General features: G+C 69.8%; 19 protein-coding genes. 7 read left to right on the top strand and 12 right to left on the bottom strand.

What is annotated here, in order from left to right; genetic code table 11:
- The first annotated feature begins 65 nt into the window (after positions 1 to 65).
- From rsmG to G6N47_RS08010, 4 genes are all read left to right on the top strand, one after another.
- Positions 66 to 770, top strand: coding sequence for a 16S rRNA (guanine(527)-N(7))-methyltransferase RsmG (gene rsmG / locus G6N47_RS08025; protein ID WP_083132315.1), 705 nt, complete (start codon positions 66 to 68; stop codon positions 768 to 770).
- Positions 767 to 1,726 (top strand): ParA family protein, encoded by a 960-nt coding sequence (locus G6N47_RS08020; RefSeq protein ID WP_083132218.1) that lies wholly within the window; start codon positions 767 to 769, stop codon positions 1,724 to 1,726. The genes rsmG and G6N47_RS08020 overlap by 4 nt, the downstream gene beginning before the upstream one ends.
- A complete protein-coding gene (locus G6N47_RS08015; protein ID WP_083132219.1) occupies positions 1,723 to 2,709 on the top strand; it encodes a ParB/RepB/Spo0J family partition protein in 987 nt (328 codons plus the stop codon). The genes G6N47_RS08020 and G6N47_RS08015 overlap by 4 nt, the downstream gene beginning before the upstream one ends.
- A gap of 236 nt (positions 2,710 to 2,945) precedes the next feature.
- Positions 2,946 to 3,677 carry an acetyltransferase gene (locus G6N47_RS08010; protein WP_083132220.1) on the top strand — a complete coding sequence of 244 codons (732 nt, stop codon included), beginning with the start codon at positions 2,946 to 2,948 and terminating at the stop codon, positions 3,675 to 3,677.
- Here G6N47_RS08010 and G6N47_RS08005 read toward each other — a convergent pair.
- The 8 genes from G6N47_RS08005 to G6N47_RS07970 all read right to left on the bottom strand — a co-directional run bounded on the left by G6N47_RS08005 (position 3,664) and on the right by G6N47_RS07970 (position 14,472).
- Positions 3,664 to 4,884 carry an N-acetylmuramoyl-L-alanine amidase gene (locus tag G6N47_RS08005; RefSeq protein ID WP_083132221.1) on the bottom strand — a complete coding sequence of 407 codons (1,221 nt, stop codon included), beginning with the start codon at positions 4,882 to 4,884 and terminating at the stop codon, positions 3,664 to 3,666. The genes G6N47_RS08010 and G6N47_RS08005 overlap by 14 nt on opposite strands.
- 121 nt (positions 4,885 to 5,005) lie before the next feature.
- Positions 5,006 to 5,338 (bottom strand): thioredoxin, encoded by a 333-nt coding sequence (trxA, locus tag G6N47_RS08000; RefSeq protein ID WP_083132222.1) that lies wholly within the window; start codon positions 5,336 to 5,338, stop codon positions 5,006 to 5,008.
- Positions 5,335 to 6,339 carry a thioredoxin-disulfide reductase gene (gene trxB, locus G6N47_RS07995; RefSeq protein WP_083132223.1) on the bottom strand — a complete coding sequence of 335 codons (1,005 nt, stop codon included), beginning with the start codon at positions 6,337 to 6,339 and terminating at the stop codon, positions 5,335 to 5,337. The genes trxA and trxB overlap by 4 nt, the downstream gene beginning before the upstream one ends.
- Before the next feature lie 98 nt (positions 6,340 to 6,437).
- Positions 6,438 to 6,944 carry a hypothetical protein gene (locus G6N47_RS07990; protein WP_179966371.1) on the bottom strand — a complete coding sequence of 169 codons (507 nt, stop codon included), beginning with the start codon at positions 6,942 to 6,944 and terminating at the stop codon, positions 6,438 to 6,440.
- Positions 6,913 to 7,524 carry an RNA polymerase sigma factor SigM gene (gene sigM / locus G6N47_RS07985; RefSeq protein WP_083132224.1) on the bottom strand — a complete coding sequence of 204 codons (612 nt, stop codon included), beginning with the start codon at positions 7,522 to 7,524 and terminating at the stop codon, positions 6,913 to 6,915. Before sigM ends, G6N47_RS07990 begins: the two co-directional genes overlap by 32 nt.
- A gap of 98 nt (positions 7,525 to 7,622) precedes the next feature.
- Positions 7,623 to 11,201: a murein biosynthesis integral membrane protein MurJ gene (gene murJ / locus G6N47_RS07980; protein ID WP_179966370.1), complete on the bottom strand. Its 3,579-nt coding sequence runs from the start codon at positions 11,199 to 11,201 to the stop codon at positions 7,623 to 7,625.
- On the bottom strand, positions 11,198 to 13,561 hold the full coding sequence (locus tag G6N47_RS07975) for a hypothetical protein (protein ID WP_083132318.1): 2,364 nt from the start codon (positions 13,559 to 13,561) through the stop codon (positions 11,198 to 11,200). Before G6N47_RS07975 ends, murJ begins: the two co-directional genes overlap by 4 nt.
- Positions 13,562 to 13,728: 167 nt before the next feature.
- Positions 13,729 to 14,472, bottom strand: a complete 744-nt coding sequence (locus G6N47_RS07970; RefSeq protein ID WP_083132225.1) for an NUDIX hydrolase — start codon at positions 14,470 to 14,472, stop codon at positions 13,729 to 13,731.
- 76 nt (positions 14,473 to 14,548) lie between these two features.
- On the opposite strand from G6N47_RS07970, the gene G6N47_RS07965 reads away from it, so the two are divergent.
- Positions 14,549 to 15,991, top strand: a complete 1,443-nt coding sequence (locus G6N47_RS07965) for a CCA tRNA nucleotidyltransferase (RefSeq protein ID WP_083132226.1) — start codon at positions 14,549 to 14,551, stop codon at positions 15,989 to 15,991.
- A 23-nt stretch (positions 15,992 to 16,014) separates the two neighbouring features.
- Positions 16,015 to 16,524, top strand: a complete 510-nt coding sequence (locus tag G6N47_RS07960; protein ID WP_083132319.1) for a pullulanase — start codon at positions 16,015 to 16,017, stop codon at positions 16,522 to 16,524.
- A 73-nt stretch (positions 16,525 to 16,597) separates the two neighbouring features.
- On the opposite strand, the gene G6N47_RS07955 is transcribed toward G6N47_RS07960, so the two are convergent.
- Both G6N47_RS07955 and G6N47_RS07950 read right to left on the bottom strand, forming a co-directional pair.
- On the bottom strand, positions 16,598 to 17,374 hold the full coding sequence (locus tag G6N47_RS07955; RefSeq protein ID WP_083132227.1) for a TIGR03084 family metal-binding protein: 777 nt from the start codon (positions 17,372 to 17,374) through the stop codon (positions 16,598 to 16,600).
- A gap of 66 nt (positions 17,375 to 17,440) precedes the next feature.
- Entirely contained in the window at positions 17,441 to 18,736 is a 1,296-nt protein-coding gene (locus G6N47_RS07950) for an MFS transporter (RefSeq protein ID WP_372517540.1), read from the bottom strand.
- A gap of 109 nt (positions 18,737 to 18,845) precedes the next feature.
- Between G6N47_RS07950 and G6N47_RS07945 the strand changes: the two genes are divergently transcribed.
- Positions 18,846 to 19,454, top strand: a complete 609-nt coding sequence (locus tag G6N47_RS07945; protein WP_139799534.1) for a YqgE/AlgH family protein — start codon at positions 18,846 to 18,848, stop codon at positions 19,452 to 19,454.
- On the opposite strand, the gene G6N47_RS07940 is transcribed toward G6N47_RS07945, so the two are convergent.
- Both G6N47_RS07940 and G6N47_RS07935 read right to left on the bottom strand, forming a co-directional pair.
- Complete coding sequence (locus G6N47_RS07940) at positions 19,441 to 20,418, bottom strand: bile acid:sodium symporter family protein (RefSeq protein ID WP_179966435.1); 978 nt, start codon at positions 20,416 to 20,418, stop codon at positions 19,441 to 19,443. The two genes, G6N47_RS07945 and G6N47_RS07940, sit on opposite strands and share 14 nt — an antisense overlap.
- A gap of 13 nt (positions 20,419 to 20,431) precedes the next feature.
- Positions 20,432 to 20,773 (bottom strand): hypothetical protein, encoded by a 342-nt coding sequence (locus tag G6N47_RS07935; protein ID WP_083132229.1) that lies wholly within the window; start codon positions 20,771 to 20,773, stop codon positions 20,432 to 20,434.
- Between the last annotated feature and the right edge of the window lies 1 nt (position 20,774).

Genomic DNA, 20,774 nt, shown 5'->3' with positions numbered 1-20,774 from the left:
CGGCCAGAGTTACACGTTTGTAGTTCGCACTCTCGCGACGGCCGGAAGACCGGAGGATGTTTCACGTGAAACATGTCGAGGTGGCCTCTCCTCCGGATGCCGCCGCGGCGGTCTTCGGAGAGCGGCTTGCCGTCGCCCAGCGGTACGCGGAGCTGTTGGCGGGCACGGGTGTCGAATGGGGGCTGGTGGGCCCGCATGAGGTGGACCGGTTGTGGGATCGGCATCTTCTCAACTGCGCCGTGGTGGGCGAGCTGGTGGAGTCGGGGGAGCGGCTGGTCGACATCGGCAGCGGCGCCGGGCTGCCCGGGCTACCGCTGGCAATCGCGCGGCCGGACCTTCGAGTGGTCCTCGTCGAGTCGCTGCTGCGCCGAACCGAGTTCCTCCGGAATGTCGTCGCAGAGCTCGGCCTCGACGTCGAGGTGATGCGGGGACGGGCAGAGGACCGCGCCGTGCGCGAACAAGTAGGCGGCGCCGACGCCGTGGTCTCGCGTGCGGTGGCCCCCCTCGACAAGCTGACCCGATGGAGCTTGCCGCTGCTGCGGCCCGGCGGCCGGATGTTGGCGATCAAGGGCGAGCAAGCAACAGAGGAAGTGCGCGAACACCGGCGTGTGATGACCGCGTTAGGCGCCGTCAATGTCAGGGTGGTGAAATGTGGCGTGAACTACTTGAGTCCGCCCGCAACCGTGGTGGTAGCACGGCGCGGAAAGCCGGTACCAATGGCGCGCCGGCCGCGCCAGCGGGCCCGCCGATCGAACAGGGAGAGCCTATGACTGCGCCGCGTGGGCCGGTTGCCTCCGGGCCCGAAGCTCCCCAGATGCCCGCACCGAATGTTTCACGTGAAACATCGGCCGAATACGACACCCCGATCGGCGCGGCCGCCGAGCGGGCGATGCAGGTGCTGCACACCACGCATGAGCGGCTGGCCCGGCCCAGCCACCGCCGGCTGTTCACGATCGCCAACCAGAAGGGCGGGGTCGGCAAAACCACGACCGCGGTCAACCTCGCCGCGGCGCTGGCTATCCAGGGACTCAAGACGCTCGTCATCGACTTGGACCCGCAGGGCAACGCCAGCACGGCACTGGGTATCACCGAGCGCCACTCCGGTACGCCCTCGTCGTATGAGGTGTTGCTGGGTGAGATGCCGTTGCACGCCGCCCTTCGTCGCAGCCCGCACAGCGAGCGGCTGTTCTGCGTGCCGGCCACCATCGACCTGGCCGGCGCCGAGATCGAATTGGTCAGCATGGTGGCGCGTGAGAACCGGCTGCGGACCGCGCTGGCCGAACTGGACCAGTCGGACTTCGACTACGTCTTCATCGACTGCCCGCCGTCGCTCGGCCTGCTGACCATCAACGCCTTGGTCGCCGCGCCGGAGGTGCTGATCCCCATCCAGTGCGAGTACTACGCGCTGGAGGGCGTCTCGCAGCTGATGAACAACATCGAGATGGTCAAGGCCCACCTGAACCCACAGCTCGAGGTCACCACCGTCATCCTGACCATGTACGACGGCCGGACCAAGCTCGCCGATCAGGTGGCCGACGAGGTCCGCCGCTACTTCGGCGGCAAGGTGCTGCGGACGGTCATCCCGCGCAGCGTCAAGGTGTCCGAGGCGCCCGGCTACAGCATGACGATCATCGACTACGATCCCGGTTCGCGCGGGGCGATGAGTTACCTGGACGCCAGCCGCGAACTCGCCGAACGAGACCGACCAGTAAAGGGGCAACCATGACTCAGCCGGTGCGCAGGAAGGGCGGCCTCGGGCGCGGGCTGGCCTCGCTGATCCCGACCGGACCGGCAGACGGCGAAGCCGGCTCGCAGGGCCTGGGCCCGCGGATGGGCGACGCCGCCGCCGACGTGGTACTGGGCGGGCCGGCGGCGACGGGAGCGGCCGGGATGGGCGCGGTCTACCGCGAGATCGACCCGGCGCTGATCGAGCCCAATCCGCGCCAGCCGCGCCAGGTGTTCGACGACGAGTCCATGGCCGAACTGGTGCACTCGATCCGCGAATTCGGTCTCATGCAACCGATCGTGGTCCGAGCGCTGAGCGCAAGCCAGGACGGTCAGCGCTACCAGTTGGTGATGGGGGAGCGGCGCTGGCGCGCCGCCCAGCAGGCCGGAATGACGGCGATCCCTGCCATCGTGCGCGAAACCGGCGACGACAACCTACTCCGCGACGCCCTGCTGGAGAACATCCATCGGGTCCAGCTGAACCCGTTGGAAGAAGCGGCAGCCTACCAACAACTGCTCGACGAGTTCGGGGTCACCCACGACGAACTGGCCGCCCGCATCGGGCGGTCCCGGCCACTGATCACCAACATGATCCGATTGCTCCGGCTGCCGATCGCGGTCCAGCGCCGGGTCGCCGCCGGGGTGCTATCGGCGGGCCATGCCCGGGCCCTGCTGTCGTTGGAGGGGGGCCCGGAAGCTCAAGAAGAACTCGCCGCCCGGATCGTCGCGGAGGGCTTGTCGGTGCGGGCCACCGAAGAGGCCGTGACCCTGGCCAATCGCGGCGATGTGAGCAAGCCCGCCCCTCCCAAGCGCAAGCCGATCCACATGCCCGGGCTGCAAGACGTTGCTGAGCGGCTCTCCAGCGCCTTCGACACCCGCGTGACGGTCAGCCTCGGCAAACGCAAGGGCAAGATCGTCGTCGAGTTCGCTTCGGTGGACGATTTGCAGCGCATCGTCGACTTGATGAACGCGTCGAAGGCCTGAATATCCACACCGGGTAATTACGTCACTGTGACACTGGCGTCGCCCCAACGGGCCGGCCAACGTCGAAATCTGCCAAAGATACTGCGCCCCAGCACTTTTCGTAATCGGAACGGCTGCGAGGCCGGCCACACGGCGTTACTGGCCCGGCGGGGCCCGATGCTCCTATCCTGGAAGGGCTGTCAGCAAATATCAGCGGCCGGGTCGATGGCAGCACCGCACGGAGGCGCAGAAGTCTAGTGACTGCTCGAATCACACCGCTGCGGCTCGAGGCCTTCGAGCAGCTGCCCAAGCATGCGCGCCGCTGCGTCTTCTGGGAAGTGGACCCCGCGATCCTCGGCAAGGGCGACCACCTCGCAGACCCGGAATTCGAAAAGGAAGCCTGGCTGTCGATGGTGATGCTGGAGTGGGGATCGTGCGGCCAGGTGGCCACGGCCGCCCCGGCGGACTGCGAGCCCAGCGAACCGCCGTGCCTGGGATACGTGCTCTACGCGCCGCCGCGGGCGGTGCCGCGGGCCCACCGGTTTCCGACCGCCCCGGTGTCGGCCGACGCGGTCCTGCTCACGTCGATGGGCGTGGAGCCGGGGCGCGGTGCCGACGACCTGCCGTACAGCCTCATTTCCCGGGTGGTCGACGAGCTGGTCCGCCGCGGAGTGCGGGCATTGGAGGCCTTCGGGCGCACCGCGGAGGTTGCCGAGTTGGCCGATCCGCGCGCGGTCGACCCCGAGTTGCGGCCGGTGCTGGAATCGGTCGGCGACTGTTCGGTGGACCACTGCGTGATCAGCGCCGACTTTCTGCGCGACGTGGGGTTCGTCGAAGTCGCGCCGCACCGATACTTCCCGCGGCTGCGGCTGGAACTCGACAAAGGGCTGGGGTGGAAGGCCGAGGTCGAAGCCGCCCTGGAGCGACTACTGGAAAGCGCGCAACTGCAGCAGCCGGTAGCGGCTGGCTCGTCGGCTACGAACCACTGAGCCGGCTGGCCTGCTCCACCGACAACTCATGAGCCAGTAGCTCGGCGAAGGTGAAAGTCCCTGTGGGACGGTCGTTTTTGCCCAGCAGATACAACCGCTTGACCGCGGCGAGGATGCCCTCGGCGATCGCGTCGCGGGTCTGAGTGGAAACCAGCATGGCCCGGTCGCGCGGGTTGGTGATGTAACCGACGTCGACCTGAACCGTCGGCATACGAGTCAGTCGCAACAGATCCCACGTGCGGCCGTGGGTGCGGCAGTCGCGTAATCCAGTGCGCGCCACCACTTCTCGTTGAATGAAGTCAGCCAGCATGCGCCCGATGGTGGATACCGAGCCGTGCGAGTTGCCGAAGTGGAAAGACGCCACGCCGTTGGCCGACGGGCTGGCCAGGGTTGCGCAGCGCAGGCTGATCATCAGGTCGGCGCCGACGGCGTTGGCTGTTGCGGCCCGTTCGGCATCCGACGGGCTGCGGTTGGTCGGCCGCGACAGGAATGTCTCCATGCCGATCGCAGTCATCCGGCCTTCGAGGCGACTTGCCAAGTCCCACAAGATATCTGCTTCACTGATCGGACCGTTCGCGTTTTGTGTGATCAGCCCGTGGTCCGCACCGCCGCGGCCCGGGTCGATGATGATTCGCTTCCCGGACAGCTTCGGGCCGGACCGTCGCACCAGCTCCTCTTCGCGGATGGCGTGCGGAGACCCGCCGCTGACCCGCGCGCTGAGAAAGTACAAGGAGCGCAACGTCTCCGGGCCGCAGATGCCGTCCGCATACAGCCCGTACTCACGCTGGTAGGACATCAGCGCGTTGTGTGTCTGCAGCCCGAAATATCCGTCGACCAGCCCGGTGTAGAAACCCAGATCTTGCAGCCTGGCCTGCAGCGTCGCGACGTCGTCGCCGTACATCGGCGCACCGAACTGGTGACTCAGTGTGCGGGCACCGAGCCGATAGGACGCTTCTTTGAGCGCGCGGTAGGTGGCCTCGCCGACGACACCGTCCACCAGCAGGCCGCGGTGCTGCTGAAAAGCGCGAACCGCGTGGTCGAGCTCCTCGTCGAACAGGTCGAGGGCGACATGTCGTCCGGTGGTGAGGTCTTCGTCCGGACTGCTCAGATGGCCCAATGCGGCCAGCGCAGCGCGAATCTCAGTGACCGCTGCGCTGCGGTCACCACAGCGCAGCGCTTCGCCGGCGCCGCGATGCGGAGTCGACATTCCAAGGCCTCCGGTGAGCCAGTGTGATCGGCCCTGCCCATTGCTTGACAGGCTTGGCGGTATTGTCTCAGACGGTCTTCGATTTCGGGAAAACCCCAGGCAAATTGCGACGGTGTCGCAACTACACGTCGGAGAGCTCCCGCAACAGCGCCGCCTTGCCCTTGGCGCCGACGATCCGTTTCACCGGCTGACCGTCTTTGAACAAAATCAGCGTGGGAATCGAAACCACCTGGAAATCACGCGCGGTCTCCGGATTGGCGTCGACGTCGAGTTTGGCAACGGTGAGTTGCCCGGCCTTTTCGGCGGCGATTTCAGCCAACACGGGCGCCACCATCTTGCACGGTCCGCACCAAGTGGCCCAAAAGTCAACCAGCACAGGCGTATTGCTGGACAACACGTAGGTTGCGAAAGTCGCGTCGGAGACTTCCACGGGGGTACCGGTGTTGGCGGTCATCGAGGTACTCCAATCATCGTTCCGGCGGAACCGGCGGCCTTGGCCGGGGCGGGCTCTGCGGTGTCCGCGTGCTCGGCCAGCCAACGCTCGGCGTCGATGGCCGCGGCGCAGCCGGTGCCCGCGGCGGTGACCGCCTGGCGGTAGCTGCGGTCCACCAGGTCACCGGCGGCGAACACACCGTCGAGCGAGGTGTGGGTGGTGTTGCCCTGGACCAGTACGTACCCGTCAGGGTCGAGGTCGACGGCGCCGCGCACCAACTCCGAGCGGGGATCGTGGCCGATCGTGACGAATACCCCGGTGACGGCCAGGGTGGTCTCTGCGCCGGTGGTGGTGTCGCGCAGCCGCAGCCCGGTGACCGTGGTGTCGCCTTCGACCGCCTGCACGACGCTGTTGGTGACGAACCGGATCTTCTCGTTGCCGCGGGCCCGGTTCAGCATGATCTTGGAAGCGCGGAACTCCTCGCGGCGGTGCACGATCGTCACGCTGCGGGCAAACCTTGTCAGGAAGGTGGCTTCCTCCATCGCCGAGTCGCCGCCGCCGATGACGGCGATGTCCTGGTCGCGGAAGAAAAACCCGTCGCAGGTGGCACAGGAACTCACCCCCCGGCCCAGCAGCTCCTGCTCGCCGGGCACGTGCAGATAGCGCGCCGCGGCGCCCATCGCCAGGATGACGGCCCGCGCCCGATGGGTCTCGCCGTCGGCGGTCACCACCGACTTCACCGGGCCGTCCAGCGACACCGATTCGACGTCTTCCATGCGCAGGTCTGCGCCGAACCGCAGCGCCTGCTCACGCATCTGGTCCATCAACTCCGGGCCGGTGATGCCGTCGCGAAAACCCGGGTAGTTCTCCACCTCGGTGGTCGTCATCAGCGCGCCGCCGAAGGATGTGCCCTCGAACACCAGCGGCGCCAGCTGGGCGCGGGCGGTGTAGAGGGCGGCGGTGTATCCGGCCGGCCCGGATCCGATAACGATCACATTGTGCACAGGGCTGCTGGCGGTCATACGAGCCTTTCGGATGCTTGGGGCCGGGTTCAGACACTTCGAACGCCAGGGTATGCGGCGCTGTTCCCGGAGCCCGGCGCACGGGATCGTCCCGCATCCTACGGACGGGGAACCGACCTGTCAGCCAGCAACCCGGTGTCGGCCGCGCTGCAGGCCGGCGCCACGGCCAGCGCCGTCACCGCGTCGGGCGTGTCGCCGGGCAGCACCAGCAGCACGCCCGGTCGACCGGTGATCTCGATGGGCCGGGCGCCGAGCACCCGGACCGAGGCGGCATACCCCAGGCCGGTCAGGCACGACCCGCGCCGCTGGGGATCGTCGAGCGGGCCGTAGTCGGGCGGACGGTCGAGCAGCGCGAGGATCTGGGTGTCGGACAACGGAATCGCCGCAGGCGGCCGCGACACCGTGATGTGCTCGGCGGTGATCGGGCTGCTGGGGGTCCCCGCCGGCTCGCTGACGAGCGCGGCTGTCCCGAGCGCGACGGCGACGCCGGCCGCGGCCAGGCCGGCCACCGCCGCCATCACCCGCAGCGGCCGGCTGCCCGGGCGGGCGGCGTGTGTGGGCTTGCGCGGCGGATCAGCCTCCGCGTCGTCGTGATTCTCGGCCATCGGCCTCAGTGTGCGACATCCCGGGCCCGGTGTCCCTGTCGAGGTGGCCCAGCGCCGCCGCGAGCCGGGCCCGCGCGCGGGCACACCGGCTCTTGACGGTCCCTTCGGCGACGCCCAGTAACCGGGCGGTGTCGGCGACGGAGTAGCCGTGCATGTCGACGGCCACCACCGCGGCACGCTGCTCGACGGGCAGCCGCATCAGCGCTCGCTGTACCGCGATCGCCGTCTCCACCTGCGCGGTCCGGTCGGCCACCGCGTGATCGTCGTCCAGCGTGGCGGTGGGGTGAGACCTGTTGCGGCGCAACCGATCCAAGCACGCATTCACCACGATGCGGTACAGCCAGCTGCTGACGGCGGCGTCGTGCCGGAAGGATTTGGCGCCGCGGTGGACCGAGAGCATCGCGTCCTGCAGCGCGTCGGCGGCGTCCTCCGGGTCACGGCTGGTGAGCCGGGCAAGGCGGTGCAGTTGGCGGTGGTGGCGGTGGAACAGCTCTTCGAACGCGTAGCGGTCCCCGGCGACGTGGTCGGCCAGCAGTTCGGCGTCGCTGCGTTCCTGCCGCGCCCGGTTGCCGAGATCCACGGCCGGACACTAACCAGCCAGCGCGAGCCCGGCACTTCACCCGTGTGGGCTATGTCTATGGCAACGACGGCTTCGCCGCGCTTGCGATCACCGCTACGTCAGGAGGCGGCCTGCACGGTGATTTCGGAGATGTCGGCTTCGCTCTTGCCGTTGGTGGTGCCCAGGGTGGAGATCCACACCAGCAGGTTCGACGTCGGCGCCGACGCGTTGACCGGGATGCTGTTGTGCCCGGGGTGCAACGCCGTCGGCTGGGTCAGCGCCGTGGTGTCCTCGAGTTTGGCGGGAGACGACGTCGGCGACGAGCGAATCTGCACCTTTGTCCCGGTGCTGGAGATGTCGACGGTCACCGTGCCCACGGTGGTGGGCTTGGGCAGCTGCAGCAACAGCCCGACGCCGTTCTTGAAGCTGGGGAACGGCGCGGCGTCGGTGTAGGTGTCGGTTGCCCAGGCGGTGGCCGGGTTACCGTCGATCGCCTGGCCGGCCTGGCCCGGGTTGTCGGCCTCGCCCTCGGGGGAGAAGACGGTCGCCTTCGAGGGTTTGACCATGCTGCCCGACGCCGCCGGACTGCCGGTTGTCGACGTGGTGCTCGACGACGGCGCGTTGAGGCCGAGCCGGTCCTTGTCGAGGCCGCCGCCGAGGTCACCGAAGATGCGGCCCAGCACCGTGGCCAGCACCAGCAGCGCGACCACGATGACGGCCACCGCGGCACCCACCCCGATCATCACGTTGCGTCGGCGCCGCAGCCGAACCTCGTCGTCCTCCGGTCCGCTGCGCCGGAACGGCCCCGGCCGGCCGGCGCCCGGCGCCGTTTCGTCGATCGGCGCCAGCAGATCCGTCCGGTCGGCTACCGCGGTCGCCTGCTGCAGTAGGTTCAAAAGCGTTGCCGCGCTGCGTATCCCGCCGTCACCTTGAATGGCGTGACTGGCGGCCGCGGAGATCTGGAACGGAATCTCGTGATCGATCAGCCGCGGTTCCACCGGGTGACCGGACGGATCGCGCTCGGCCGGCGCCAGGCCGCTGCGCACCCCGGACTCCGGCAGCGGCCACCGGTTGACCAGCAGGGCATACAGTGCGCCGCCGATGCCGCGGATGTCGGCGTCGGGCGTGGCGTCGGGCATGGTCGCCGGGAAAGCCAGCACCACATCGCCCTCGATGCTGACCCGCACGCGGCTGGGGTGGTCGATCGACAGCGCGACGCCGGCGTGGTGGGCGGCTTCGGCGGCGGCGGCCAGGGTCTGCATCGCGCGGGCCGCTCCGACCGCCGACGGCGACGTGTTGGCCACCTCCTGCAGTGAGCCGCCGCGGATCCACTCGGCGACCACCAGCCCGCCGCGGCCGGTGTGCACCACGTCGAGCACCCGGGCGACGCCGGGCTTGTCGATGCGGCTGAGCCGCAGGGTGCGAGACAGGATTTCGCGCAGTTCGTCGTCGGGCAGCGTCCCGTCCGGGTCGACGAACGTCAGCGCCACCTGCCGGTCCAGCGCGGTGTCAAGGGCCTGCCAAAACTGCAATCCCGGTCGGCCGCCGTGGAATACGAGTAATCGGTAGCGGCCACCGGAGATGCTGGCACCGGGTACCAGGTGCAGGTCCTCCCGCGGCGATGGCCCGGGCGCCGGCTCGCGTGGCGCGTCGAACTCGAGCGGGTCGTCCGCGTCTTTGGGCGGGGGCGCTGAGACAGTGCGGACCTGGGCGTCGGGCGGAATGTCCGGCTGGAAGTCGTCGGCGGACTGTTGCGACCGTTCAGTCTCGGATGCAGGTTTGGATGAGGTGCTGTGTGTTGGGCCGTCGGTCACCTCCGGTCCTTTCCCCATCCCAGTCCCGGCTACCCGCTCGGGAGGCATTCGCCGGATGGGTCCCCGGACCGGATACCCCCCCGGCGCCAACGAATTCCTCTGCTCAGAGTACGTGACCGCGCCAACCCCGGACAGGTGGTCGGGCGCAGCGGCCTTGCCGGCGGCTAATTTTCCGCCTGTCCCGCCGAGCCATCGACGGGCAGCGGCCGCCGCGGCGTGCGCCTCCGGCACCTGCGCGCGCAGCATCACCGCGGCCATGATCGGCACCATGATGACCGCGAGCACGAAAAGGCGCAGCAGCGAGCCGGCCCCGCCGCCGTGCGCTGTCAGGGTTTCCAGCCCAAGCAGCCGGTCGACCACGTGCGCGACCAGGCCCGCCAGCAGCGACGCGGCGATGGTCACCAGGATTGTCCGCGTTTCCGCGGCACCGATGAGGTGCCGGCTGGGTGGCCGCAGCGCGTTGCGCAGCAGAAAGTAGCCGACGATCGCACCGGCCAGGAACCCCAGCCCGTTGGCCAGGCCCAGATAGCCGGCGACCAGCTCGCGGTCGGCGGTGACGTACGGCGCCAGCAGCGACCCGGCGACCTTGACCGTGGTGATGACGACGATGATCACGATCGGCGTCCAGGGCTGCTCGCGGGCGTAGAAGACCCGCAACTGCAACAGCACGAGCGCGTAGGGGATCAGCGTGAACGCCGACAGCGCGATCGCGGCACCCAGGTAGCCGGCGTCGACCTCGCCGAACCGGCCGTAGGCGAACAGCGCGCTGCCGATCGCCGGACCGCCGACCGTCATGAACGCCACCGTCGGGATCAGCGTGATCATCGTCATGCGGGCGGCCAGCGACAGGTCGGCCAGCACGGCGGGCGTGTCGTCGGCGGCCGCGTTGCGGCTCAGCCGCGGCATCACCACGGTCAACACCGTCACCCCGATCATGCCGAACGGCAGCTGCAGGACCAGCCAGGCGTAGTTGTAGATCGCCGGCCCGGACGCGGCGGCGGTGCTGGCGATCTGGTTGCCGATGATGAAGCCGAGCTGGCTGATCAGCACGTAGAGCACCATCGCGGCGGCCATCGCGCCGAAGCGTTTGAGGCGCTGGTCGATTCCCCACAGCGGACGCAGGCTGATGTGCTGGCGCCAAATCGCCACCAGCAGCACCGCGGTCTGCGCGACCACGCCGAGCGTGGTGCCGACGCCGAGCACCAGCAGCTTGGCGTTGCCCATCTTGACCGGATCGACGGACAGCTGCCCCGGCACGGCCAGGTAGACGCCGAGTGTGGCGATCGCGACGACGTTGTTGACGACGGGCGCCCAGGCCGGCGGCCCGAACACGTTGCGGGTGTTCAGGATTGCCATGAACACCGAGGACAGCCCGTAGAAGATCACCTGCGGCAACAGCAGGTAGGCGAACGCGGTGGTCAGCGGCTCGTTGACCTGTGGGCTGGCGCCCAGCATCAGCCGCACCAGCAGCGGCGCGCCGGCCACCGACAGCAGCGTGGTGACCAGCAGCAGCGTGGTGGCCAGCGTGACCAGGCGCCGCACGAACGCCTGCCCGCCGTCGGCGTCGTCCTGTTCGGCGCGCGCGAGGACCGGCACGAAGATCGCGGTGAACGTCGCCTCCAGCACCAGCGCGGCGATCTGGTTGGGCAGCTGGTTGGCCACCGAGAAGGCGCTGGTCAGCGCCGCGCCAAGGATGGCGGCCAGCAGCACGATCCGGGCGAACCCGGTGATCCTGCTGACCAGCGTCGCGAACGCCATTCCCCACGACCGCGACACCAGCGCCGCGTCGGACAGTTCGACGCGCTGCTGAGGTGCCGTGGCCTCCAGCGGCGTCGGCGACGACAGCCGCGCCGACAGCGGCACGCGCCGGCCGGCCGAGCTCATACCGGGTGCTCCTCCTCGACGCGGTCGACCACCGGTGGCCGCTCCATTTCGCGAGGGTCGGGACGGTCCAAGTCGGCGCGGTCGGGCTGACCGCGGAAGCGGTGCCACAGCCGGCGCCCGGCCAGCGTCACCAGCACCGCCGCCGCGCTCAGCGTGATCGCGAACAGCACCTTGCCGTAGGCGTTGGAGTGCACCGACAACCGCACCGGCTCGCCCAGCGGCACACCGTCGGGGGTGCGCAGCGACACGTCGATGGCCACCCGCTGGGTGAAGTTGACCTCGATCGGCACCCGCAGCGGCAGATATCCCGGCGGCAGCTCGATTTCACCGAGGTCGGTCACGGTCATGCCGGGCGGGGTGTCGACGTGCAGCCGCACCCGGATCGGGACCGCCAGGCCGTTGTGCAGCGCCAGCGGCAGCGGGCTGTGCTCGGTGGCCAGGGTGTAGGACCCGCCCGGGTTGACGATCGTGACCGACCCGTAGAGGTCGTCGATCGTGGCGCCGACGATCTGCACGCGCCGGTGCGCCAGCCCGTTGCGGGTGTCCGGTCGCTCCGACTGACTGACCGCGCGCAGCATGTCCTCACGCAGCGGCGCGGTGTAGCCGGCGCCGGTCAACCCGGTGCGCACGTCGGTGGTCAGCGCCGACGTCAGCCCGCCGAGCCGCCCCAGCTCGCCGGCGATCTGGGCGATGACGACGTCGTCGAACCGTCCGCGCGGGGCGATGTCGTTGCTGACGGGCCGGGGTGCGGCGTTGACTGCGGAGGTGTCGGCGATCAGAGCCGGCAACGGCCGCGGCACTGCCAGCCCCGACCGAACGGCGGCGGCCAGCGTGGTCAGGATGGCGCCCGCGTCGTCGGATTGCAGAGTCCAGGTCGGCGGCGGCACCAGAATCTCGGCGCGCTGCGCGACGTCGGGCCGCAAGCTCCGCCACAGCATCGAGCCCAGGGCGTCCTGGCGGCGCGCGGTGGCCGAGTCATGCCGCAGCCGGACCGCGAGCGAGGCATCCAGGTAGGTCGGTGCGACGGGATCGGTGCCGGCCGCCGCCAGGGCGGCGCCGACGGTCGGGTCGAACGGCGCGGCCACGACCTGCGGCGACAACCGGCGCGGCGCGATGTCCGCAGTCGCCGGCTCGCCGGTGGCGGAGTCCTGTCCGGAGAACTCGGCCGCCGCGACCGCCACCGTGCCGGGGCTGGCGCCGAGCAGGTCCACGCTGCGTCGGGTCAACAAGCCGTCGGCGATCAGGGTGGCTCCGCGGATGGAGGCCACGCCCAGGATCTGGTCGACGATGTCGCCCGCGGTCGCGATGCCGGCGGCGTCGCCGAGCCCCGCGTCGCCCACCCGTTGCACTGCGTCGAGGTCGGCCTGGGCGTATGGGGTGGGCGCCACGCACATTCGGTGCGCCAACGCGCGCAACCGGTCCAGCCAGCTCACCGCGGCGGCCTGGCCGGTGCCGGGGTGTACGGGCGTCCCCGGACCGCTGCTGTCGGGGGTGTCCGAGACAACGTAACCGCGGGTCATGGCATTGACCGTGACGAGCAGGTCCGGGTCGACGGCCAGGCACAGCGAGCGGCCGACGGCTCCGTCGGGGTCGACGTCGCGGCTGGTGGCGAATTCGGCCGCGGACAGCAGGATGTCCAGCCGGCCGCCGCTGGCCAGGGAGGTCGCCAGCTCGTCGTCGATCAGCCGCACCGGGATCGTGCCGCCGGGGACGCCGGGGGCCAGCCGCGGCCGGTCGGCCAGCGGCCACAGCATGGTCACCTGCACCGGTTTGGACGTGTCCGGCGCGACGACGGAACTCAGCGCATCCGAGGACTTGTCGGCGGGGTCGGCGGGCACGCCCATCACGGGCAGCAGGAAGCGGGCATTGTCGAGGCGGGCCGGTTCCCCGTAGTCGGGTGTCCCGTTGACGTTGACCAGCAACGGGTAGACGCCCGGCTTGTCGATCGCCAGCGACGGCTGGGTCAGTGAGCGCACCGGGGCCGACAGGGTGAATCCCGCGTTCTGGCCGCGTTGCAGTTCGCTGGCCACGGTCAGGAAGTCGCCGACGGGCTCGTACTGGTCGGTGCCGCCGTCGAGGTTGGTGCGCAGACCCGCCGACGAGCTGACGGCCGCCGCCCGCTCGAGGCGAACCATCACGTCACGCACCGGGCGGTCGCCGACGTTGGTCACGATCCCGGTGACCGTGACGACCGGTTCGCTGGTGGTGGTGACCACGTCGGGGGTCACCTGGTCGACGCGTACCTGCACGAACGGAGTCGTACCGGGCTCGCCCGCGACGGCGCGGGGCGCGGCGGCCGGAAACGTGGGCACGGCCGCCAGACCGGCCAGGATGCCGGCCACGGCGGCGAGGCGCAGCAGGGCGGCGCGCCCGTGGCGATCGCAAGTGCGGCGAAGCCGGGCGCTGGGGGCACCCCCAGCCGCGGAGCGGCGAGGGGGACGGGTCGCCGCTTGGAACAGCCCGTGGCGATCGCAAGTGCGGCGAAGCCGGGCGCAGCGGGTCGCCGCTTGGAACAGCCGGAGCCCGGTCACGGCCCGGGACCGCGACCGTTCTTCCGGCCCGGCGCGGGTTGACGATGGTGGGCGCGCGAATGCGTCTGCGGGCGTCGGCGCGGTGTGGTGGGCGGCAGCGGCGGCAACGCCGCCGGGCCGTCGGCTTGCAACTTGTCGATCAGTTCGTCGGCCACCTCGGCCAGGCGCCGCTCGTCGGCGTAGGCCAGCCGCGACGGCAGCTCCCGGATCGGCACCCACGCCACTTCGGCGACTTCGAGGTCCTCGTCGGACAGCTCACCGCCCGCGCACCGCATCAGATAGTGGTGCACGGTTTTGTGCACCCGTCGGCCGTCGGTGACGAACCAGTAGTCGATGCTGCCCAACGCGGCCAGCACACTGCCCTGAATGCCGGTCTCCTCGGCGACTTCCCGGATCGCAGTCTGCTCGGCGGTCTCGCCGAGTTCGATGTGGCCCTTGGGCAAAGACCACAGCATGCGGCCACGGCGGTCGACGCGACCGATGAGTGCGGCGACCTGCTCTTCGCGGGGCCCGTCGATGCCGTCGATGACCAGTCCGCCCGCGGAGGTTTCGTGCACGGTGCGCAGCCGCTCGGGGCCGCGCCGGGTCGAGCGTCCCCGACCCGATTTAGCTGACTCAGCGGTCGGGACCGCGCCGTCGACTGCCGCCTTGTCGGCGCGGTTTTCGGCTGTCCCGGAGGCGCGGCGACCCCGACGCCTGCCGCGGCGCCGGCGGGGTTTGGCTTGTTCGCCGTCCGACACCCAAGCGATAGTAGCTGGCACGCCTTAGCGTTCCAGGGCACACTCGCCGTTAACCACCCGACTAGGCTCATCGAACGTGCCCGAAACCGCCCACGACGCCGATCTGCTGACCGCGGCCGCCGTCGCGTTGAACAGGCACGCCGACCTGCTGCGCGAACTCGGCGCGGCGTTCGCTGCGGCCGGTCACGAGCTGTACCTGGTGGGCGGGTCCGTGCGCGACGCGCTGCTGCAGCGGCTTAGCCCCGACCTGGATTTCGCCACCGACGCGCACCCCGAACAGGTGCAGAAGATCATGCGGCCGTGGGCGGATGCCTTGTGGGACACCGGAATCGAGTTCGGCACCGTCGGCGTGGGCAAGGACGGGCACCGCCTGGAGATCACCACGTTTCGCGCGGACCGCTACGACCGGGTGTCGCGCAACCCCCAGGTGCGTTTCGGGGACTCCCTGGAAGCCGATCTGTCCCGCCGCGACTTCACCGTCAACGCGATGGCGGTGCGCGTCACGCCAACCGGGCCGGGCGAATTCATCGATCCGCTAGGCGGTTTGGCGGCGCTGCGCGCCGGGACACTCGACACCCCCGCAGCGCCGGAGGTGTCGTTCGGCGACGACCCGCTGCGCATGCTGCGCGCCGCCCGGTTCGTCTCGCAGCTGGGCTTCACCGTGGCGCCGCGGGTCCGCGCGGCGATCGAGGAGATGGCGCCCGAGCTGAGCCGCATCACCGCCGAACGGGTGGCCGCCGAACTGGACAAGCTGCTGCTCGGTGCCGACCCGGCCGCCGGGATCGATCTGCTGGTGCAGACGGGCATGGGCGACGTGGTGCTGCCCGAGGTCGGCGGCATGCGGATGGCCATCGACGAGCACCACCAGCACAAGGACGTCTACCAGCATTCGCTGACAGTGCTGCGGCAGGCCATGGAATTAGAGGACGAGGGCCCGGATCTGGTGTTGCGCTGGGCGGCGCTGCTGCACGACATCGGCAAACCGGCCACCCGCAAACACGAGGCCGACGGCGGGGTGAGTTTTCACCATCACGAGGTGGTCGGCGCCAAGATGGCCCGCAAGCGGTTGCGGGCGTTGAAGTACTCCAAACAGATGGTCGACGACATCTCGCAGCTGGTGTACCTGCATCTGCGATTCCACGGCTACGGAGACGGCAAGTGGACCGATTCGGCGGTGCGCCGCTATGTCACCGACGCCGGTCCGTTGCTGGGAAAGCTGCACAAGCTGGTGCGGGCCGACTGCACCACCCGCAACAAGCGGCGGGCCGCCCGGCTGCAGGCCAACTACGACAACCTCGAGGCGAGGATCGCCGAACTGGCCGCGGCCGAAGACCTGCAGCGTGTACGGCCCGACCTCGACGGCAACGAGATCATGAAGCTGCTGGACATCCCGCCCGGGCCGCAGGTCGGCGAGGCGTGGCGCTACCTGAAGGAGCTTCGGCTGGAGCGCGGGCCGCTGTCGCACGAGGAGGCGACGGCCGAGCTGCTGGCCTGGTGGAAGGCGCGGGGGAACCGGTAGCGGGTGCGCCGCGTCTGACCGGCATGGAGTACTGCTTGGGCACCGGCGACGGTACGGCGGCGATGTGGACCGGCCAGCCCGATCTCGACGTCGACGGCGACGGCCGGCTCGACGCGGTCGGGCTGGACTTCGACGGTGACGGGTTGCGTGATGACGCGCTGGCGGATCTCGACGGCGACGGGCTGGCCGACCACGCCGTGCTGGATGTCGACAACGACGGGACGCCGGAAAGCTATTTCACCGATGACGGGACCGGCACCTGGGCGGTGGCCGTCGACCGGGGCGGGCAGCTGCGCTGGTTCGGGCTCGACGGCGTCGAGCACACCGGCGGGCCGCTGGTCGACTTCGACGGTGACGGCGCCGTCGATGACCGGCTGGTCGACAGCGACGGCGGCGGGCTGGCCGACCGGGTGATGTGTGCTGGCGACGGCGGCGTGACGGGATTTGTGGACACCGACGGCGACGGCCGGTGGGATGTGCGGCTGACCGATAGCGACGGCGACGGCGCCGCCGACGGCGCTACCACGCTCTAACCACCGCGCCGAGTGTGAACCTGGCGACGCGACGCGCCGTACAGCCGTCGCAGCGTTCACAGTCGCCGGAAGGTTAGCTCCGCCCCGGCCCCGGCGGCCCGGCGAAGGCTTGCGCGATGTCGAGCCAACGCTCCGCGTCGGCGCCGTGGGCGGTGACGTCCAGTGTGCGGCGCGGCCGGCGTTGGGTGACCAGGAAACAGAAGTCCTCGGCGCTGCCGGTGACCCGCTGCGCCGCGTCGGGCGGGCCCCACGACCACACCCCGCCGTCGGGTGCGCGCAGCTCGACGAAGAACGGCTCGGCCGGCGGGGTCAATCCGTTGACGGCGAAGGCGTAGTCGCGGGCCCGCACGCCGATGTGCGCAACCGATCGCAGGCGTGCGCTGGGCGGTCGAGTGAGGCCGAGCGTGTCGGCCACGTCCAGGCCGTGCGCCCACGTCTCCATCAGCCGCGCGGTGGCCATCGACGCCGCGCTCATCGGCGGACCGAACCACGGCAGTTTGCGGCCGTCGGGAACGGTCAACAGCGCGTCGTGCAGCCGGGTGCGGGTGGTTCGCCAATCGGCAAGCAGCTCACCAGGTTTCGTGGCCGCCAGCTCTTCGGCTCCGGCGTCGACGAAGCCGGCGGGGTTGGCCGATGCGGCTTGCAGCAGTTCGCCGAAGCCGGCCTCGTCGGTGACCGATGTCAACGCCACGCGGTCGGTCCACAGCAGGTGCCCGATCTGGTGGGCGATGGTCCAGCCCGGGGCGGGTGTCGGCTCGGCCCACCGGTCATCGGCAAGCGGCGCCACCAAGGCGTCGAGTTCGTCGCTCTCGGCGCGTAAGTCAGCCACGATCGCATCAAGCCCGGTCATCGGGGATTACCTTAGCGACCGTTCATCGCCCGCCGACCGGGCCTGTGGGCGGCGGCTCTCTTCGCGCTACGCGCTCATCGCCCGCCGACCAACCAGCGCATGCACCGCTAGGCCGGCCAGATACAGCACCGTCCCGGTCAGCACCAACACGGGCGCATGCCCGTCGTCGGGAATGACGACCGCCGCGCCGGTGATCGCCGCGATGAACGACACCCAAAACAGCGAATCCTGCACCGCGAACACGTGCCCGCGCAGCGCGTCGTCGACGTCGATCTGCATGGCGGTGTCGGCGCACAGCTTCACCACTTGCCCGGCGGTGCCGAGGAAGAACCCGCAGACCACCATCACCGGCAGGTGCAGACCGACCCCGACAAGCTGAATGGCGGCCGCAATCGCCAGCGCGCCGTTGGCCGTCGTATAGCGACCCCAGCGGCGAACCGCCGGTGGCGTCAGCACGTTGGCCAGAAACGAGCCTGTCCCGGTGGCCGCGACGAACAGCACCGCGGTGCCCAACCCGCCGGGTGACGTGCCACCGGCGTGGCGCACCAGCAACAGCACCAGCAGCGTGTTGATGCCGAACACCATCCGGTGCGCAGCCAGCCCGGCAAGGGTGCCCGCGACGGTCGGACGGTTCAGCACCGTGCGCGCCCCGTGCAGCCAGCCGGTGACGACGAGGTAGACCACCGATCCGTGGATCGCGCGTTTGGTGTCGTCGGGCCCGAGCACGTGGGCGCCGAATCGCAGCGACAACACCAGCGCGATCGCCACCGGAACCAGAACCAGAAAGATGATCGACGCGGCGCCGTAGTCGCCGGACCCGAAAATTCGGCGCGGCACCAGCATGAAGTTTGCGCCCAGGAAAGCCGCAACCGCGCCGGTCGCGGTGGCGATCGAATTCATCGTCACCACCTGCTCGCGGGGGACCACGTGCGGCAGCGCCGCCGAGAGCCCGGACGAAACGAAGCGACCGAAGCCGTTGACGATCAGCGCGCCGCACAGCACCGGCAGGTCACCCTCTCCGGCAGCCAGCAGCACACCCGCCGCACCGGCCGATATCAGCCGGCCCACGTTGGCGCCGACGAGCACCAGCCGCCGATCCCAGTGATCCATCAGCGCGCCGGCGAACGGACCCAGCAGCGAGTAGGGCAAGAACAGCACCGCGAACGCGCCCGCGATGGCCAGCGGACTGGCCGCCCGCTCGGGATTGAACAGCAGCGCCCCGGCCAGGCCCGCAGAGAACAGCCCGTCGCCGAATTGGCTGACCGCACGCAACTCCAGCAGCCGCCGGAAGTCGCGCAGGCTGCGCACCGAGCGCCAGACAGCCACAGGCGGGCGGGTGTGAATCACGAGACCTACTTCCACGGTGTGGCCCGGCAAGCCGGCACCGCGCCAAGCCACCAACCCACCCTACAAATATCAAGCGGCGCCCCGTTTGTTCGCCACGACGGCCGCGCGCTGATGCGATGATGGTGTGGTGGCGCAGCATGAAGACCCCGAGGACTACGTCGCTCCCGCGGCGCATCGTGTGCGTGCGGGCACGTTGCTGCTGGCCAACACCGACCTGCTCGAGCCGACGTTTCGCCGCAGCGTGATCTACATCGTCGAGCACAACGACGGCGGCACGCTCGGGGTGGTTCTGAACCGGCCCAGCGAAACCGCCGTCTACAACGTGCTGCCGCAATGGGCCAAGCTGGCCGCCAAACCCAAGACGATGTTCATCGGCGGACCGGTGAAACGTGACGCCGCACTGTGCTTGTCGGTGCTACGGGTCGGCGCAGAGCCCGACGGTGTACCCGGCCTGCGGCATGTGTCCGGGCGACTGGCGATGGTCGATCTGGACGCCGACCCCGAGTCGATCGCCCCGCTGGTGGAGGGGGTGCGGATCTTCGCCGGCTACTCCGGGTGGACCATCGGCCAGCTCGAGGGCGAGATCGAGCGCGACGACTGGATTGTGTTGTCCGCCTTGCCTTCTGACGTCTTGGTACCGCCGAGGGTGGACCTGTGGGGCCGGGTACTGCGACGTCAGCCGATGCCGCTGTCGCTGTTGGCCACCCATCCGATCGACCTCAGCCGCAACTGAGCGGTTCGCGCGACAACCTGCTGGCGATCACCGCGCACACCAGCAGCTGTATCTGGTGAAAGAGCATCAGCGGCAACATGATGACGCCGACGGTCGCCGCCGGGAACAGCACCAGCGCCATCGGAAGCCCCGACGCCAGACTCTTTTTCGAGCCGCAGAACAGCAGCACGATCGCGTCGCCGCGGTCCAGCCCGGCCAGCCGGCCGATCAGCCAAGTGAATGCCAGCACCAATCCCAGCAACACGGCGCTGGCCACCGTGACCGCGACCACCTTCCACACCCCGACGCTGAGCCAGATTCGCTCGACCATGCCCATCGAGAACGCGGTGTAGACCACCAGCAGGATCGACCCGCGGTCGACCACCTTGGTCAGCACACCGCGCCGGGCAATCACGCCGGCGATCCACGGCCGCATCAACTGGCCCGCCACGAACGGCAACAACAACTGCAGCACGATGTCACGTATCGCGGTGGCATCTACGCGCGGTGCGCCGCTGGTGTGCATCAGCAGCAAGACGAGTAGCGGGGTCACGACCACGCCGACGATGTTGGACAGCGACGCGCTGACGATGGCGGCCGAAACATGGCCCCGCGCAATCGAAGTGAATGCGATCGAGGACTGCACGGTCGACGGGACCAGACACAGGAACAGCAGACCGTGATAGAGGTCGCGCGTCAGCAGCCACGGCACCAGCACACGACACGCCAACCCCAACACCGGGAAGACCACGAATGTGGTCGCCAACACCAAGAGGTGCAGCCGCCACTGCCGCATTCCGTGCCACGCCTGCTGCGGCGAGAGCCGGGCACCGTAGAGCCAGAACAGCACCGCGATCGCGACCTTGGCCGCGATCGACACCACCTCGGCCGCAGCACCGCGCGCCGGGAACACCGCCGCTAGCGCCACCGTCACCAGCAACGCCAATAAGAAGGTGTCGACGGGCAGCGCCGACAGCCGCTTCAGCATGCCCGGCGCATCAGCGACAAGACAGTGTGCAGGCCGCGCAGTCTCCAACGCATAGGGCGGGTGTCGCTTGGCGGCGCAACGCGTACCGGGCGCTCTGCCACGATCCGGCGGCCACGGTGCCGACCGCCCCGACGACGCACACGCCGACCAGCACACCGCCCGCCGGACGCGGTCCGGCCAGGGCGACCGCGCCGCCGGCCGCCAGCATGACCGCGGCCGCCAGCTGTGTCGGCGCGACCGAGCGCGTCACCTGCGCAGCGGTGTCGCCGGGCCGGGGACGTGACAGCGACCACAACCCGAGTGCGGCGCAGGCGATCGCGATGCCCATGCACAGGAGTCCGGCGATCAGCATG

This window comes from Mycobacterium branderi (genome assembly GCF_010728725.1).
Classification (GTDB): domain Bacteria; phylum Actinomycetota; class Actinomycetes; order Mycobacteriales; family Mycobacteriaceae; genus Mycobacterium; species Mycobacterium branderi.
The sequence above is the reverse complement of the archived record's forward strand: the minus strand, read 5'-3'. Positions and strand labels throughout refer to the sequence as shown.

Excerpts from the sequence above, each read along its gene's own strand:
- G6N47_RS08020 (WP_083132218.1), top strand. The coding sequence starts at position 767 with ATGACTGCGCCGCGTGGGCCGGTTGCCTCCGGGCCCGAAGCTCCCCAG.
- G6N47_RS08015 (WP_083132219.1), top strand. The coding sequence starts at position 1,723 with ATGACTCAGCCGGTGCGCAGGAAGGGCGGCCTCGGGCGCGGGCTGGCC.
- G6N47_RS08005 (WP_083132221.1), bottom strand. The coding sequence starts at position 4,884 with ATGTCGACTCCGCATCGCGGCGCCGGCGAAGCGCTGCGCTGTGGTGAC.
- trxA (WP_083132222.1), bottom strand. The coding sequence starts at position 5,338 with ATGACCGCCAACACCGGTACCCCCGTGGAAGTCTCCGACGCGACTTTC.
- trxB (WP_083132223.1), bottom strand. The coding sequence starts at position 6,339 with ATGACCGCCAGCAGCCCTGTGCACAATGTGATCGTTATCGGATCCGGG.
- G6N47_RS07990 (WP_179966371.1), bottom strand. The coding sequence starts at position 6,944 with ATGGCCGAGAATCACGACGACGCGGAGGCTGATCCGCCGCGCAAGCCC.
- murJ (WP_179966370.1), bottom strand. The coding sequence starts at position 11,201 with ATGAGCTCGGCCGGCCGGCGCGTGCCGCTGTCGGCGCGGCTGTCGTCG.
- G6N47_RS07960 (WP_083132319.1), top strand. The coding sequence starts at position 16,015 with ATGGAGTACTGCTTGGGCACCGGCGACGGTACGGCGGCGATGTGGACC.
- G6N47_RS07955 (WP_083132227.1), bottom strand. The coding sequence starts at position 17,374 with ATGACCGGGCTTGATGCGATCGTGGCTGACTTACGCGCCGAGAGCGAC.
- G6N47_RS07935 (WP_083132229.1), bottom strand. The coding sequence starts at position 20,773 with ATGCTGATCGCCGGACTCCTGTGCATGGGCATCGCGATCGCCTGCGCC.